The sequence below is a fragment of the Polaromonas sp. genome (assembly GCF_041689105.1).
GTDB lineage: Bacteria > Pseudomonadota > Gammaproteobacteria > Burkholderiales > Burkholderiaceae_C > Polaromonas.
In genome coordinates, this window is record NZ_JBDNGU010000141.1 from 1 (window position 1) to 15,560 (window position 15,560).

At 62.7% G+C, this 15,560-nt stretch carries 16 protein-coding genes and 2 pseudogenes; 4 read left to right on the forward strand and 14 right to left on the reverse strand.

The window, feature by feature from the left end:
* Window positions 1-181 precede the first annotated feature (181 nt).
* Complete coding sequence (locus ACESMT_RS14690) at window positions 182-742, forward strand: HutD family protein (RefSeq protein WP_372827336.1); 561 nt, start codon at window positions 182-184, stop codon at window positions 740-742.
* 7 nt (window positions 743-749) lie between these two features.
* Here ACESMT_RS14690 and ACESMT_RS14695 read toward each other — a convergent pair whose 3' ends face one another.
* Together ACESMT_RS14695 and ACESMT_RS14700 are read right to left on the reverse strand one after the other, a co-directional pair.
* Window positions 750-1,412 (reverse strand): amidase family protein, encoded by a 663-nt coding sequence (locus tag ACESMT_RS14695; protein ID WP_372827337.1) that lies wholly within the window; start codon window positions 1,410-1,412, stop codon window positions 750-752.
* 70 nt (window positions 1,413-1,482) lie between these two features.
* Window positions 1,483-1,707, reverse strand: a pseudogene (locus ACESMT_RS14700) (amidase family protein); the annotation flags it as partial.
* A gap of 200 nt (window positions 1,708-1,907) precedes the next feature.
* Between ACESMT_RS14700 and ACESMT_RS14705 the strand changes: the two are divergent.
* A pseudogene (locus tag ACESMT_RS14705) lies at window positions 1,908-2,531 on the forward strand (pyridoxamine 5'-phosphate oxidase family protein).
* 113 nt (window positions 2,532-2,644) lie between these two features.
* Here the strand turns inward: ACESMT_RS14705 and ACESMT_RS14710 are convergent.
* The 12 genes from ACESMT_RS14710 to ACESMT_RS14765 all read right to left on the reverse strand — a co-directional run bounded on the left by ACESMT_RS14710 (window position 2,645) and on the right by ACESMT_RS14765 (window position 13,366).
* Complete coding sequence (locus ACESMT_RS14710; RefSeq protein ID WP_372827338.1) at window positions 2,645-3,802, reverse strand: NAD(P)/FAD-dependent oxidoreductase; 1,158 nt, start codon at window positions 3,800-3,802, stop codon at window positions 2,645-2,647.
* On the reverse strand, window positions 3,799-4,347 hold the full coding sequence (locus ACESMT_RS14715; protein ID WP_372827339.1) for a MarR family winged helix-turn-helix transcriptional regulator: 549 nt from the start codon (window positions 4,345-4,347) through the stop codon (window positions 3,799-3,801). Before ACESMT_RS14715 ends, ACESMT_RS14710 begins: the two co-directional genes overlap by 4 nt.
* A 30-nt stretch (window positions 4,348-4,377) precedes the next feature.
* Window positions 4,378-4,701 (reverse strand): 2Fe-2S iron-sulfur cluster-binding protein, encoded by a 324-nt coding sequence (locus tag ACESMT_RS14720; RefSeq protein WP_372827340.1) that lies wholly within the window; start codon window positions 4,699-4,701, stop codon window positions 4,378-4,380.
* Between the two features lie 12 nt (window positions 4,702-4,713).
* Window positions 4,714-5,916, reverse strand: coding sequence for a cytochrome P450 (locus tag ACESMT_RS14725; RefSeq protein WP_372827341.1), 1,203 nt, complete (start codon window positions 5,914-5,916; stop codon window positions 4,714-4,716).
* A gap of 40 nt (window positions 5,917-5,956) precedes the next feature.
* Window positions 5,957-6,673, reverse strand: coding sequence for an ABC transporter ATP-binding protein (locus ACESMT_RS14730; protein ID WP_372827342.1), 717 nt, complete (start codon window positions 6,671-6,673; stop codon window positions 5,957-5,959).
* 34 nt (window positions 6,674-6,707) lie between these two features.
* Window positions 6,708-7,451, reverse strand: coding sequence for an ABC transporter ATP-binding protein (locus tag ACESMT_RS14735; protein WP_372827343.1), 744 nt, complete (start codon window positions 7,449-7,451; stop codon window positions 6,708-6,710).
* Window positions 7,448-8,416 carry a branched-chain amino acid ABC transporter permease gene (locus tag ACESMT_RS14740; RefSeq protein ID WP_372827344.1) on the reverse strand — a complete coding sequence of 323 codons (969 nt, stop codon included), beginning with the start codon at window positions 8,414-8,416 and terminating at the stop codon, window positions 7,448-7,450. Before ACESMT_RS14740 ends, ACESMT_RS14735 begins: the two co-directional genes overlap by 4 nt.
* 9 nt (window positions 8,417-8,425) lie before the next feature.
* Complete coding sequence (locus ACESMT_RS14745) at window positions 8,426-9,292, reverse strand: branched-chain amino acid ABC transporter permease (RefSeq protein WP_372827345.1); 867 nt, start codon at window positions 9,290-9,292, stop codon at window positions 8,426-8,428.
* A gap of 39 nt (window positions 9,293-9,331) precedes the next feature.
* On the reverse strand, window positions 9,332-10,489 hold the full coding sequence (locus ACESMT_RS14750) for an ABC transporter substrate-binding protein (protein WP_372827346.1): 1,158 nt from the start codon (window positions 10,487-10,489) through the stop codon (window positions 9,332-9,334).
* 231 nt (window positions 10,490-10,720) lie between these two features.
* A complete protein-coding gene (locus ACESMT_RS14755; RefSeq protein ID WP_372827347.1) occupies window positions 10,721-12,037 on the reverse strand; it encodes an amidase in 1,317 nt (438 codons plus the stop codon).
* Window positions 12,038-12,086: 49 nt separating this feature from the next.
* The gene (locus ACESMT_RS14760; RefSeq protein WP_372827348.1) at window positions 12,087-12,413 is read right to left on the reverse strand and encodes a chaperone modulator CbpM; all 327 of its coding nucleotides are present in this window, start codon (window positions 12,411-12,413) and stop codon (window positions 12,087-12,089) included.
* The gene (locus tag ACESMT_RS14765; RefSeq protein WP_372827349.1) at window positions 12,410-13,366 is read right to left on the reverse strand and encodes a DnaJ C-terminal domain-containing protein; all 957 of its coding nucleotides are present in this window, start codon (window positions 13,364-13,366) and stop codon (window positions 12,410-12,412) included. Before ACESMT_RS14765 ends, ACESMT_RS14760 begins: the two co-directional genes overlap by 4 nt.
* A 209-nt stretch (window positions 13,367-13,575) precedes the next feature.
* On the opposite strand from ACESMT_RS14765, the gene ACESMT_RS14770 reads away from it, so the two are divergent.
* Together ACESMT_RS14770 and ACESMT_RS14775 are read left to right on the forward strand one after the other, a co-directional pair.
* Entirely contained in the window at window positions 13,576-15,000 is a 1,425-nt protein-coding gene (locus ACESMT_RS14770; protein ID WP_372827350.1) for a coniferyl aldehyde dehydrogenase, read from the forward strand.
* Window positions 15,001-15,116: 116 nt separating this feature from the next.
* Window positions 15,117-15,413 (forward strand): type II toxin-antitoxin system RelE/ParE family toxin, encoded by a 297-nt coding sequence (locus ACESMT_RS14775; protein WP_372827351.1) that lies wholly within the window; start codon window positions 15,117-15,119, stop codon window positions 15,411-15,413.
* Window positions 15,414-15,560 lie beyond the last annotated feature (147 nt).

The window sequence follows — 15,560 nt, forward strand, 5'->3', positions numbered from 1 at the left end:
AAATCATCCAGGTGGCGCATCGTGAAAAGGCTTTCGGTGAAGGTGTCGGCTCCGCGCATTTGGTATCTTTGTAGTTGGAGCTTCTATAACGTTTGGGCATTTATGCCCGTGGACATGATGGGGAGGTATTTCAGCAGCCTGCTAGGCCCGATCCCCCAACCCGCAAAGCGGAGGTGACCCCATGAGCTGGCAAATGATTCCCCTGGAAGAAGTGGCGCCCACGCCGTGGCGTAACGGCGGAGGCGTCACGCGGGAACTGATTGCCTGGCCCACGCCGCAAGACTGGGACTGGCGCATTTCGGTGGCAGAGATCGAAAAAAACGGGCCGTTCTCGCATTTCGATGGCGTGCAACGCTGGTTTGCCGTGCTCGGCGGCGCAGGCGCGCGCCTCACGTTCAATGGGCAGGCCCATGCGCTGACGGCACAAGACCCACCGCTGCGTTTTGACGGTGCAAAAGCCTGTGGCTGCGAGCTGATCGACGGACCGGCGGAGGGCTTTAACCTGATGCTCAAACACGGTCACAGCCGTGCGCATCTTGTCCGTGTGCGCGGTGCGCTCAATGTGGAAGTCCGCGCCGGCGCGCGTGTGGCGGTCTACGCCTGGGACGAGCCCGTGATCGTGCAGGTCGGCAAGGATTTTGTGACCGTGGCGCCGCACACCCTGGCGTGGCGCGCGCTGGCCGATGGCGCATCGGTACGTCTCGAGGCGTCGACTGCGCTGTGGATGGAAATGGTGCGGTGACGTCGGCTCAACGCTGAAGCAGCAAGCCTTCGACTGCCGCACCCAGCGCCAGCAGTTCCCGGTCACCGCCGCGTTTGCCCACCAGCATCAACCCGACGGCCAGCCCGCGCTGGCGCGGCAGCGGCAATGACAGAGCCGGCAAGTCGAAAAAGTTGAACACCGAGGGATTGCGCAGCAGCAGGGCGTTGATGCGCAGGAAAGCGTCTTCGTCCTGCACCTCATTCATCAGCGGTGCCAGCAGCGGTACGGTTGGCAGCAGCAGGGCGTCGAGGCCGGCCACGCGTGCATCGAACGCGCCCATCAGCGCAGTACGTGCCTGCTGGATGCCCACGTAGCTGGCGGCGTCCATCGCCTGGCCCCGGCGTATGCGGCCCAGCACCATCGGGTCGTAGGCTTCGGGGCGGGTGGCGGTCCCGTCGCGGTGTATCCAGGCGGCTTCCGCAGCCACCAGCGTGCCGCGTTCCTGCAGCCGGAAGGGCTCGCCCAGCAGATCGTCGAGCGCCGGGGCGGTGACCGTGGCACCGGCCATGGCCAACGCGGCCAGCGCCTGCTCCACCGCTGTCAAAACTTCGTCCTGCGTGTTGCTGAACAGCAGCCCGCGCGGCACGCCCAGTCGCAGGCCGCGGATGTCGCGAGGCGACAAGGGCTGGTTGGCGATGCCCGCCAGCACGCAGTCGGCGGCGGCACAGCGGACCGATGGTGTCCAGCGTATAAGACAGCGGGTAGGCGCCGTCGCGCGGCACCCGCGCCTGTGTCGGCTTGAAACCCACCAGGCCGTTGAGCGCCGACGGGATACGTACCGAGCCGCCGGTGTCCGAACCGATGGCGATCTCACACATGCCGTGCGCCACCGACACGCCCGCACCCGATGACGAGCCGCCGGGAATGCGGGTGCTGTCGAGCGCGTTGCCGGGCGTGCCGTAATGCGGGTTGATGCCCACGCCCGAAAACGCAAACTCGGTCATGCCGAGGCGGATTGTCTGGTCAATGCGCGGTGGCGCGCCGGACTGGCAAGCGAGCCCTCCTTGGCCATGGGGATATTTTGTCCGCTCTAAGTCATCAGCGGGCCGATGCGCTCCGTCTACGGGCGATGCAACTGTCTGCGATTCGGCCCAGGCGAGGCTTCGCCTATGATTCCTCCTTCTTACCGGGTCTTCGCATAACCATCAGCACAGACACCCATGCCATCAGCAACGCGATTCAACTGGCGACGCTGTTTGGCGAAGTTGGCAAAGCTTCCATCCGGAAAGAAGTCGCCTTCGTTTATCCGCATTACCAGGCGCTGATAACGGCTTAGCCGTTTGCGGAGCTGGCGACAGCCGGCCCCGACGGTCGGGACGCTTCGCCGCGCGGCGATGCACCCGGCTTTGTGCAGGTGCGGGACGAGCGCACCTTATTGCTGCCGGAGCGCCGCGGCAACAACCGCGTAGACAGCTTGCGCAACATCCTGCAAGACCCGCGTGTGCCCCTGCTTTTCCTGATTCCCGGTGTGGGCGAAACCTTGCGTGTCAACGGACGGGCCAGCATCACGACTGCGCCCGAGGTGCTGGCGCCATTTGTGGTGCAGGGTCAAATGCCCAAATGCGTCATCGTCGTCAAGGTGGAGGCGGTCTTTTTTCAGTGCGCACGTGCCATCCAGCGCTCCGGCTTGTGGCAGACGCCCGCGCCCAACGCACGGGCCAGGCTGCCCAGCACCGGGACCATGCTGGCGTCGCTGACCGCTTCGGACATCGATGGCGAGAAGTACGACAGGGAGTTGGCAGACCGGCAGCGGGCCACGCTTTACTGAGCTGGTGAGGTCCAGTTTGCTACTAAAAAAGTAGCTGTTGACGACCGTCAGTCAAGAGCTGGAGCCACAATTGTCTCTTCACTTGAAAAATGTCCTGAATATGCATTTCATTTTCAAGTGCTTTGTTGCAAGGACTTACGCGCCCGGAGATGCTCCGGCGCTGCGTTGATCGATTCAACCGCTCTCAAGGTATCGTTTTCGTAATGCATGATCGAGAATCCCCCATTGGCGTTGGCCGGGGATGTCTCGCTACGATAGTCTGGCCTCCATAGCCCGGTCATCTGCAATCGAATGCCGCCCTGATCGGACCAGAACCACGGCATGTTCAGGAACGGCTTCCGCGCGCCGCACAGCCGAGCCGCAACATGGCGCGCCTGCTGGTTGGCGTTTTGCACTGATTCGAGCCGCAGGCGCTGGCTCCACAACGGGTAGTGAAAGGAAGCGCAGTCGCCGATGGCGCTGATGGCGGCGTCCGACGTGCGTAGCTCTTCGTCCACTACGACGCCGTTGTCGCAGGCCAGTCCGGCAGCTTCAGCCAAGCCCGTATTGGGGAGCGATCCGATGCCCACGATCAGCATGTTGGCTTCCAGCGTCTCTTCACCCAGCACGAGCGCCCGAAAACGTCCCTGTTCCACCACCACTTGCGCCACCGGCTGCGCCATACGCACGGAGATACCGTTGGCGGTGTGGGCGTTCAGAACATGCGCTGAAATCCCGGGTGATACGGCGCGCGCCATCAGGCGCGAAGCACTATCGACCACCGTCACCTGCTTGCCAAGCGCGCGCAGTGTGGCCGCCAGTTCAAGCCCGATAAAGCCACCGCCCAGCACCAGCACCTGCTGCGCGGCTGCGGCGTGAATCTTGAGGGCCACGGCATCGTCGAAGGTCCGCAGATAGAAAACACCAGCTGTCCCTGCGGGAACATCTGGCAAGGGCCGCGCCCGCGCGCCGGTGGCCAGCACCAGGTGATCGTAGGGCAATGTGCCGCCCGGCGACAGGGCGAGTTGGCGACGGTCGCGGTCAATCGCTACAACCTGGGTTCCAAGCTGTAGCGTGACGCCCTGCTGTTGGTAAAGCGTCGCGCCACGCAGCTCCGGCAGGACAGCGGTCGCGTCCTGGATGAGTGTCTTCGACAGCGGCGGACGGTGATAGGGTAGGTGGCGCTCATCGCTGACCATGGTCACTCGCCCGTCGAATTTTTCCTCAGTCAAAGAGGCGCAAAGCTGCGCTGCGGCGTGGCCGCCCCCGACGATGACCACATGTTGCGTCACGTTTTGCGCGCTTTCTTTTTTGGGCTGGACTTTTTCATTGAAGCTTTTTCCTCAACGACATACGCATCAGTGGCCATCTCTACGTTGGGCAGGTTTTCATGCAAGCGCCGCAGCAAGTCGATGAGCGTATCAATTTCCTGCGCGCTGAGCACGGAAAGGAATGCTGTCTCACGCTCAAGCGCCAGCCGCATGATGCGGTCGTGAAGTTGCCTGCCAGTGGCGGTAAACGTGGCGTAGCGCAGGCGGCCGTCTTGCGTGTCGGAGCTGAACTCGATGAAACCTTTGGTGTGCATGGATTTGAAGGTGCGGCTGACCGAACCTTTGTCCATGCCGATAAGCTGACAGACCCGCTGCGCGGTGACGCTCTTCTCAATGGCCAGCATCACCATGACGCGCCAGGTCTCGATGCCTACGCCGTAAGACTCCAGGTAGTGACTCGAAGCGCCTCGCGCCAGCTTGTTGGCGATGAATGTGAAATACGCTGGCGTGTATCGGTCAAGCTGAACGGCGGGGCCTCGGGTCGGATCGGTCTTGCTGGCGGTCATGGAAATGGTCGGATGTAGGCCTGGAGTCCTCTATTGTTGCCGCTCCGGAAGACGGACGATCAAACCGTCCAACGTGCCCGATATTTTGATCTGACAGCTCAGCCGGCTGGTCGGTTCGCGATCGCTGGCGGTGCATTCGAGCAACTCGGCCTCCACCGGCGACATGGGGGCTAGCAGCCCGGCGTAGGCTTCGTCCACGTACACATGGCAGGTGGCGCACATGGCCGAGCCACCACATTCGCCGACGATGCCGGCAACACCCGCCGAGACGGCCGCCTGCATCAGGCTCACGCCTTCGGGCACGTCGAGGTTGATGGTTGCTGCGCCATAGGGAATCAGGTGAATCGTGGGCATTGTTGCGTCTCCTTAAGCGGGAATCAGGCGCAGTGGCAGACTGCCCAGTGCGCGCAAGGTGTTGTTGAGACGGCGCGTCGGCGGCGCCGTGATTTCGATGCGCTTGAAGCGTTTGGCCAGCTCACCGAGCACCAGCTCGCCTTCCAGCCGGGCGACCATCTGGCCGACGCAGCCGTGAATGCCCGAACCAAAAGCCATGTGCCCCGACGGCCGGCGCTCGATGTCGAATACATCCGCGTTTGGCCACTGACATGGGTCCCGATTTGCGGCGCCCAGAAAGGTGAGTACCTTGCATCCTTCGGTAATCTGGACACCCCCGACTTCAGCATCGCGGCTGCTGGTGCGAAAGAAAGTCTGTACCGCTGACTCGTAGCGCAAAGCCTCTTCGAAAGCCGGCCGTGCCAGCGCAGGGTTGGCATGAAGCTTGGCCCATTGCTCGGGGAACTGTGCCAGGCAATACAAGGCATTGCCAATGCCATTGACGGTGGTGTCCACGCCAGCCGACAGAAAGGAGCGCACCAGCATCGGCGCCTCGTCCTCGGTCAGTTCACCGCTGTCCACTGCCTGGTAGATCTGGTCGCCGAGGCCACCAGGGCGCAGTGCCGCGCGTTGGCAGTTGGCCATGATCCACTGCGTTGTTGGCCCCACCCGCTTGACAGCATTGGCAAACAGCTCATTGCGCGGGCCGAAGGCATTGAAGATCATGTCGCCATAGGCCAGCAAGTTCTCTCGTCCGTCGGATGTCAAGCCCACGGCGTCGGGAAAGACCTTGAGGGGATAAGCTTCGCCGATCTCCTTCACGGCATCAATCTCGCACCTGGCGAGCAGTCTTTCAGCCAGCGCTACGGCTTCAGCCTGAAAGGAAGTACGCAAGGCCATCACGCTTTTGGGTGAAAGCACGCGGGAAAGCACGGTACGGGATTTGGTGTGCTGGGGCGGGTCGGCTTCCAGGATCAGGCTTTGGGGGCGGAAAGGGGTTTCCTTTCGAAAATTCGCCAGGCCCACACCTGCCGACGAGATGAAGGTTTCCCAGTCACCCAGCACGGCATGAACCTCGGCATGGCGTGCCATCGCATAGATCTCGTATTTCGGGAGATACACCACCGGCCCGGCTTCGCGCATCTGTTGGTGTGCAGCATAGGGATCGGTCAAAAATTCCGTGGAGAAAGGATCAATATCGACCACGGGGACGTTGGAGGGGGCAAGTGTGCTCATGGAAAAGTCTCTATGTCAGTGTGTTTGCGCCTGGCGCTTTTCATTCGATGGCCATGCCGATGTAGCGGTCCAGCAGGGCGGGGTTGTCGAGCAGATGAGCGCTGGAACTGGCATGCACCTGCCTGCCCTTTTCGAGGATCACGGCTTCGCGCGCGAACCCCAGGGCTTCCTGGACCTGTTGCTCGACCATCACCACCGCAACACCGCTGTCGTCGGCCATCCGCCGAAACGCTTCCAGTAGCTCTTGGCAGATGATGGGGGCCAGGCCCTCCAGTGGCTCGTCCAGCAACAGCAGGCGGGGCCGGCCGAGCACGGCGCGGGCGACCGCCAGCATCTGCTGCTCGCCGCCCGATAGCTGGTTGCCAAGGTTGCGCCGCCGCTCTGCGAGGCGTGGAAACATGTCATAAGCTGCCGCCAAGCCTTGCAGTGGTCGGCGCTGCAGGCCTGCTACCAGGTTTTCTTCCACCGTTAGCGAGGCAAAAATGTCGCGTGTCTGCGGCACGTAGCCGATGCCGCGCTGGGCTCTTTCGTGTGTCGACAGGTGGGTGATATCTTCGCCATTAAAAGCAATGCGGCCCGCGCTCACATCAGCCAGGCCCATGATGGCCTTCATCGCGGTGGATTTGCCTACGCCATTGCGCCCCAGCACCGCCAGGCGCGCGCCGGTCGGCACCTCAAGACTCAGACCATTGAGCACGGTGACCGAGCCATAGCCGGCCACCAGATCCTGCAAAGACAGAAACGAAGCGGTGTTCATTCTCTAGCCTTCGCGCTATGCGCCGTCCGGCGGCTCATGGTTTGTGGCCCAGGTAAGCGTCGCGCACGGCGCTGTGCTGGCGGATCTCCGCCGGCGTTCCGGCTGCCAGGACCGCGCCTTCGGCCATCACGATGATGTGTTGTGCGAAGCGGAACACCACATCCATGTCGTGCTCAATGATCAGCACCGCCAGCTCAGGCGGAAGTCGGTCAAGGGCTCGCAGCAAAGTGTCGCTTTCGCTGCGCGGCACGCCCGCCATGGGTTCGTCCAGCAGCAGCACGCGGGGCCGCAGCGCCAGGGCTAGCGCCATCTCGACCAGCCGTTGTTCCCCATAGGCCAGTTCAAGCGGGGTGCGCGGCGCGGCGTGGGACAGACCCAAATCATCAAGGATGGCGCAGGCCTCCTCACGAACGGCAGGCAGCGCATCGACCGAGCGCCACCAACGATGCGCCAGACCCTCGCGCACGTGGAGCGCCATTTCCACTTGCCGCAGGACTGGCAGACGCGCGGCCAGGGTGGTGATCTGGAAGGTCCGAACCAGCCCGGCCTTCACGCGCCGCTCCTGTGGCCAGGCACCGATGTCTTGTCCGTCAAGCGAGATGCTGCCGCTGCCAGGCGCGAGCACGCCGCTTATCAGGTTAACCAAGGTGGTTTTGCCTGCGCCGTTGGGGCCAATCAGGGCCACGCGCGCGCCAGGCGCGAGCGCCAAAGACACGTTGTTCGTCACGCGCAGACCGCCGAAGGATTTGTGCAGACCTTGAACGAGAAGACCGCTCATGCTGCTGCCTTTTTGCGACGTGCCATCCGCCAGCCAACAATTTTTTCCCTCGGCACCAACACTACCAGCATCAGCATGCCACCGATGACAAACAGCCAATGGTAGGGGTTGATCGACGCTGCAGTGTGGTGCAGGACCATGAAGATCACAGTACCAATCAGTGCGCCATACAGGCGGCCGGAGCCGCCGAGAATCAGCATCACCAGAATTTCAGCGGACAACTCGAAACCGAGCGAGTCGAGGCCAACAATCGCGTTGGTCTGTGCGGACAGCGCGCCGGCCAGACCCGCCAGCAAGCCCGAAAAGGTATACAGCTTCCAGAGTTGCATCGGTATGCGCGTGCCTAGCGCACGCATGCGGGCGCGGCTTTGGTGGATGCCCTGTACCGACAGGCCGAAAGGCGAATCCGTCACGCGCCTGGCAAACCAGTAGCAAGCCAGGAGCATCACAACGGCATACACATAACCGGTTTGGCCTTGCATATCGAACCTGAAGCCCAGCAAGCGCTGGATGCTGAAGCCGCTCAGGCCGTCGTCGCCACCGGTCAGGTCTCGCAGCTTGCTGGCCAGGTTTTGCACGATTTGCGCCACTGCCACCGTGAGCATCAAAAATGTGAAACCCTCATAACGAAGCAGCAGCAGACCCGATATACCGGCGGTGAAAGCCCCCATCAGTGCCCCAACCATCAGGCCAGCCAGCGGATCGCCGGTGTATCGCGTAGCCAGGATGCCCGCGGCGTAAGCTCCCACGCCATACAGCGCGGCGTGTCCCAACGTGGCCAGTCCACCAAAGCCGACCACCAGGTCCAGCGACAGCACCAGGATCGCCATGATGGCAATCCTCGACAGAAAGGGCAACTGGTCGGGGAACATGAGCCACGCCAGCACAGCCATCAGCGCGATAGCCAGGCAGTGCTTCCAGGCCGCGCCATGGCGTATACCGCGGCTGGCAGTGAATGCGCTCATATCCATGCTTTACCTGGCTCCCCGTACAAGTAGACCGCGCGGCCGCCAGACCAGGAGCATCACCATGGCGGCGAAGAAAAACAGGCTGCCATAGCCGGACGCCAGGTATTTGCTGGCGGTGTCCACGGTGCCCAAAAGCAGTGCTGCTGCCAGGGAGCCAAAAATGTTGCCCATGCCACCGACGGCGACCACTACCAACACCAGCACCAGGTATTTGAGGGGGTAGTAGGGTTCGAGCGGCATGAGTTCGGCGCCAAGCACACCACCTAGCGCGGCGAGACCGGCGCCAAAGGCAAAAGTCAGGCCGAACACCCAGCGGATGCTGATGCCCAAGGAGGCTGCGGCTTCGCGGTTGTCCACCATGGCACGGACCCACACACCGAAACGCGTGCGGTTGATGGCCCACCAACTAAAAGCGGTGATGGCCACGCCCGCCACGAACACCAGCACGCGCTGTGCTGGCAAAGTGCGAATGCCCAGGTCCACCGGTCCCGATAGCAGGGGGGGCAGGGGAATGAGCTGCACCTCGGCACCGAACAGCAAGTTGGCCGCGGCGACAAATGTAAAGGTCAGGCCGATGGTGAACAGCACTTGGTCAAGTTCGCTGCGGCGGTACAGCCGTCGTAGTACCAGCGACTCGAGTACCGCGCCGAGCAGGCCAGTCGCCAGCACCGCCAACAGCGTGCCCAGCCAGAAATCGAAACCTTGCACCCGCACCAACCAGGCCGTCAGGTAGCCGCCTGTCATGGCGAAGGCGCCGTGGGCGAGATTAATGAAGCGCATCAACCCCAGCGTGATCGACAAACCCACGGAAATGATGAACAGCACCATGCCATAGGCGATGCCGTCGATCACGATGTTGACCAGTGTCTGCATCAAGTAGCCCGCTTCGCTTTTCTCGTTTTTACCGTCGGCTTACTTCACCAGGCCAAAGTCGATCTGTGGCCCAAAGTTCTGTGTCTCGCGGTTGACCAGCACTGTGCCTGCGCGTTCGACCTTGCGCAGATACACATTCTGCGTAATGTGGCGAGTTTTGGCGTCGATGCTCACTGGACCGCGTGGGCTTTCCCACTTGAGCTGCCTGGCCGCGTTCAAGGCTTTGTCACCGTCGCGTTGGCCGCCTGTAGCTTCTATCATTTTGTGGATCACGTACATGCCGTCCCAAGCGCCGACCGATGCATAGTTGGCGGTCGAGTCTTTCGCCTGCTTGCCCATCGCTGCAACGAATGCCTTGTTGGCCGGCGAATCATGTGCAGCCGAGTAGTGGAACGAGGTTGTCAGGCCCAGCGCAGCGTCGCCGAACTTCTGAAGGTCGAACTCGTCCATCTCGGCGGTGCCAAAAAACTCCACACCGGCCGCCCGCAAACCATTGTCGTTGTAGGCCTTGACGAAGCCCAGGTTGGGCGGACCACCAGGCAGGAAGGTGTAAACCGCCTGCGCGCCGCTGGCCTTGATGCGTTGAGAAAATGGTCCGAAGTCAGTGGTTGGTACCGGCATCCGGATACTCTCCACCACAGTGCCACCTAACTTGGTGAACTCTGTCTTGAATGCGGTCTCAGCGTCAACACCTGGCGCGTAGTCGGTTACAGCTGTGACGACTTTGCGCACGCCGTTTTTATACATTTGCTGGGCCAGCGGTACTGTGACCTGCCACAGTGTGTACGAAGTGCGGATGAAATAGTCGGACTTTTCGGTGATCTGCGAGGTGGCTGCGTTGAAGATCACTGTGGGCACCTTTGCCTCCTGAATCAGCGGAGCGACGGCCATCGCATTGGGCGTGAAAACGAAGCCGCCCAGGTAGTCCACCTTGTCTTTGACGATCAGTTCCTGCACGAGGTTTTTGGTGCCGCCTGGGTTGGGGCCGCTGGTGTCGCGATAAATGAGCTCCACGGTTTTGCCGCCCAGCTTTCCCCCCTGGTTGGCGATGTAAGACTCGGCGCCGTCCTTGAACAGCTTGCCGTAGTGTGCGAAAGGGCCCGAGAACGGACCAACGATGCCGACTTTCACGTCAGCGGCGAACGATTGCATGGCGGCCAGTGCAATGGCCGCCGCGAGAGTGAGCTTGAATGTCATGTCATGTCTCCTGCTTGTTGAGATTCGCGCGGCCGGGAACGACCGAGGTGCCAGGGTTTCCGGCAACTGTGATCTTGGCAAGATGAAGTTGATGTGTCAACTAGTTGGTAATGCAACTAATCAAAAGCAAGGGTAAATCCCGAGGGAAGGCAAAACTTTTGGGGTGAGCGGGGATGGGCTCAACCATCCACCAATGGCTCCTGATGCGCTGGCTCGGCCCGAAACGACGCATTAAGTGCCGCTGAGCACGCCCTCTACCGCCGCACCCAGCGCCAGCAGTTCGCGGTCAGCGCCGCGGCGACCGACCAGCATCAACCCGACAGCCAGACCACCTTGACGCGGCAGGGGCAGCGACAGCGCTGGCAGATCAAAGAAATTGAACACCGAGGGGTTGCGCAGCAGCCGGGCGTTGATGCACAGGAATTCATCGTCGTTCTGCACCTCATCGATACGCGGCGCCAGCAGGGGCAGCGTCGGAAGCACCAACGCGTCCAGGCGGGTCATGCGCGCATCCAGCGCGCCCATCAGCGCGGCGCGCGCCTGCTGTATGCCCACGTAGCTGGCAGCATCCAGCGCCTGCCCGCTGCGTATGCGACCCAGCACGATCGGGTCGTAGGCGTCAGGGCGGCTTTTCACGCCCTCGCGGTGGATCCACGCCGCCTCGACGGCGGTCAGCGATCCGCGCGCCTGTAAGCGGAAGGGCTCGCCGAGAAGATCATCGAAAGCTTCATTGCTGACGCTGGCACCTGCGCCTAGCAGTTTGCCGACTGCCTGCTCTACGGCAGCCAGCACTGCTTCGTCGGCCTGGCTGAACAGCAGTCCTCGCGGCACGCCCAGGCGCAGGCCTCGCACCTCGCGCGGCACCAAGGGCTGGTGGGCCAGGCCCGCCAGCACGCTGTCGGCCGAGGCGGCATCGGCCACACTGCGGCACAGCGGGCCGATGCTGTCCAGTGTGTAAGACAGCGGATACGCGCCATCGCGCGGCACCCGCGCCTGTGTCGGCTTGAAACCCACCAGGCCGTTGAGCGCCGACGGGATACGTACCGAGCCGCCGGTGTCCGTGCCGATGGCGATCTCGGCCATGCCGCGCGCGACCGAGACGGCTGCCCCCGACGACGAGCCCCCGGGTATGCGGGTGCTGTCGAGCGCGTTGCCGGGCGTGCCGTAATGCGGGTTGATGCCCACGCCCGAAAACGCAAACTCCGTCATGTTGGTCTTGCCAATGATCACCGCTCCTGCTGCGCGCAGGCGGCTGACCACGGGCGCGTCGCGGTCGGCGGGCGCACAGCCCTGCAGCAGCTTTGACCCTGCGGTGGTGGTTTCGCCAGCCACGTCAAACAGATCCTTGATGGAGACGATGCGTCCGTCCAGCGGGCCGAGGGCCTTGCCGGCGCCCGCGCGCTGGTCGGCAGCATGGGCCTGCGCGCGGGCGGAGTCGGCATACAGGCGTGTGAAGATGCGCGAGCCTTCTGCGCCGGCGGCGGTGATGGCCTCGAGGGCAGCTTCGAGTCGCTCAATCGCGGGATTGTCTGGTGTGTGAGTAGTCATGCCGCAATTATGGGCAAATTCACGACAGGCCGCGTCAGTGCGGCGGGCTTTAGTGGCCGGTGTCTTCCAGCGACTGCAGCCGCGCCCGCAGGCTGTCGAGTTCTTCCAGCAACTGCAGCGCCAGCGCAGCGCCGGCGATGTTCACGCCCAGGTCTTTTTGCAGGCGCACCGCCACGCGGGCGCGGTGCATGTGTACGCCGGTGAAGCGCCATTCCGCCGGCGCTGCGCCGCTGGGCGCCACCAGCCCTTCTTCCACCAGCGCCATTACCATGTCAGGCTCGGCCGCACAGGCACGGCAGACCTCGACCAGGGTGAGGCCGGTTTGTTCTTCCAGAACAAAACCGGTCAATCGGATGCGTGTCGGATCGGGTGTCATGGCTGTCCTTCCAGGTGGGCGCGCGGGTTGAAGCTTTTGAAGGCCTCGGCCATGGCACCGTAGGCGGCTTTGGCGGCCTCTGTGTCGGCGGGCGGCTGCGCGATCTGCAACACAAAATAGAAATCACCGGGCGTCTTGCCCGGCAGGCCACGGCCCTTGAGCCGCAGCTTGCGCCCCGCGGCCGACCCAGCCGGAATCTTGAGTTCGACCCGGCCTGTCGGCGTCGGTGCTTCGACTTCGGCGCCCAGCGCGATCTCCCAGGGTGCCACGGGTAAATCCATGGACACATCGTGCCCTTGCGCCCGGTACAGCGGATGCGGCAAAAACTCGACATCCAGGTACAGGTCACCCGGGCTTCCCTGGCCGATACCTGGCGAGCCTTGACCCGCCAGACGGATGTGCTGGCCCGCGCGTATGCCCTTGGGAATCACGAACTCGATGGTCGTGTCCTGGGGGCGCATGCTGCCGTCCGCACTGGCCCCCGGCATCCGGAGCTGCAGCGTGCGTGTGGCGCCCTGGTAGGAGTCTTCAATGCTGATCTGGATGCGCGCATGCTGGTCCTGGCCGTGCATGTCGAAGGAGCCGCCGCCGCCCGCTCCACGCGCGCCGCCGCCCATGCCCCGAAACAGCGAGTCAAAAAAGTCGCTGTGGTCGCCGCCGCCGGGGCCGAAGTCGGGGCGGCCTGCCTGCGCACCGGCATTCCAGTCTGGCGGTGGTCGAAACTCCTGCCCGGACTGGTAGTTGGCACCAAGCCGGTCGTAGGCGGCGCGTTTTTCAGGGTCACTGAGGGCTTCATACGCCTCGGCCACCTGCTTGAACTGCGCCTCGGCGTCTTTTTCCTTGCTGACGTCCGGGTGGTATTTGCGCGCCAGCTTGCGGTAGGCGCGTTTGATCTCGTCCGGGGTCGCATCACGCGCCAGACCCAGCGTTTCGTAGTAGTCCTTGAATTCCATGAATGCCTTCCACAGGGAGCGGGATCTAGAGAGGGGAAGTCATGCCCGTGTTTCACTCTAACGGCGAGAACGGTCCGCGTGTGTAAGAAATGGGCGCGAGATGCGCTGTATCAAGGCGCGGGGGCTTCTTCCAACCGGGACGGTCTGGGGCGCAAGTCGCTGGGGGCGTGCCCCTACCGCCGGGCTGTATCCGCGCCTATGATCCCGGCATGACCTCCACTACCTCCATCGCCCGCAACATCCGCGCCCTTTTTGATGCCCAGCACCGCGCCAGCCGCGCACAAATCGACGTGCCGCTGGCCTTGCGCCGCGACAGGCTGCTGCGCATTCAGGCACTGCTCGATGTGCACGGCGCGGCGCTTGCGCAGGCGGTGCAGCAGGACTTTGGCGTGCGCTCGCCGCAGCTCACCGAGATTGCCGACATTTTTGTGCTGCGCTCATTGCTGTCGACCACGCTCAAAAAACTGGCGAAATGGATGAAGCCAGTGCGCGTCAGCACCCCGCTGTACCTGTTGCCCGCACGGGCCTTTTTGCAGCGCCAGCCGCTGGGCGTGGTCGGTGTGGTTTCCCCATGGAACTACCCGGTGCAGCTGTCGCTGGGGCCGGTCATCACCGCGCTGGCGGCAGGCAACCGCATCATGCTCAAGCCGAGCGAGCTGACACCCGCTACCTCCGCATTGCTCGAAAAACTGCTGGGTGAGGTGTTTGCGGCGGATGAGGTCTGCGTGGTGCAGGGTGACGGTGAGGTGGCCGCAGCCTTTGCCGCCTTGCCGTTTGACCATCTGTTTTTCACCGGCTCCACCGCCGTGGGCCGCAAGGTTGCCGAGGCGGCCGCCGCCAACCTCACGCCAACCACGCTGGAGCTGGGCGGCAAGTCGCCTTGCATCGTGGATGCGTCGTGTGACCTTGACGCCGCCGCCATCAAGATCGCGCACGGCAAGCTGCTCAACGCCGGCCAGACATGTATCGCGCCCGACTATGTGTTGTTGCCAAAGGGGCAGGAGGCCGCTTTTGGTGAGGCTTTCGCCCGCGCCGTGGCCCAACTCTTCCCGACCATCACCGGCAACCCTGACTACGCCGCCATCATCAGCCCGCGCCACCATGAACGCCTGCAAGCGCTCGTGGCGCAGGCCGAAGCCGAAGGCGCGCAGGTCCAGGTCGTCAACCCCGGTGCGGTTGCTGCCACGGCCTCCCGGCAGATGGCGCCGGTGCTGGTGTTCAATGCTGCGGCCGACTCCAAACTGCTCAGTGAAGAAATTTTTGGCCCCATCCTGCCCGTGCTGCCTTATGCGTCCATCGACGAAGCCGTCAACTACATCAATGATCGCCCACGCCCGCTGGCGCTGTACTGGTTCGGCACCAACACAGACGCACGCGACGACGTGCTGGCCCGCACCGTGAGCGGCGGCGTCACCGTCAACGACACCCTGATGCACATCGCCCACGAGAACCTGCCTTTTGGCGGTGTCGGCGACAGCGGCTGGGGCAGCTACCACGGCGAAGCCGGCTTTTTGCGCCTGACGCAGCAAAAGCCGGTGCTGGTGCAGTCGAAGTGGGCGAGGGGGGACTTGTTTTACCCGCCTTATGGCAAGCGGTTTAATCAGGTGATGGGGTTGTTGAAGCGGATTATCTGACGCGGCCGGCGCGACCGGGCGTGAAGGCTGCACGCCAGTCGACAACACTTTCAGGTCTCATTTTCCGGCACAAAAGCTACGCATTATTTTCGTATCCCATGTGATACAATCCGTCGGTGATTGAAGTTCGGCAAACTCTCGATTACGAGAAGTGGTTCGCGTCCCTGAAGGATCGAACAGCGCGCGCCCGCATTGACATCCGCATCCGGCGCTTGTCGCTCGGTAACCCCGGAGTCGTCGAACCGGTCGGCGAAGGCATCTCCGAGCTGAAGATTGATCATGGTCCAGGCTACAGGGTGTACTTTTTTCAACACGGTGGACACTATGTTTTGTTGCTCGTCGGTGGTGACAAGTCCACCCAGGGCCGCGACATCAAGAAGGCCCAGAAACTCGCACGTCAGTGCGCGGAGTAAAAAAAATGGTTCTTCGTCGAATCCACTGTGAATTTTCCTTCACTCCAGCACAATTCAGTTTTCCAAATTGATTGCCTGTGCCATGAAAGATACCGCGCTGTACGAACACCTTCTTGGACTGAAGACGCCCTGGTCGGTGAAGAAGGT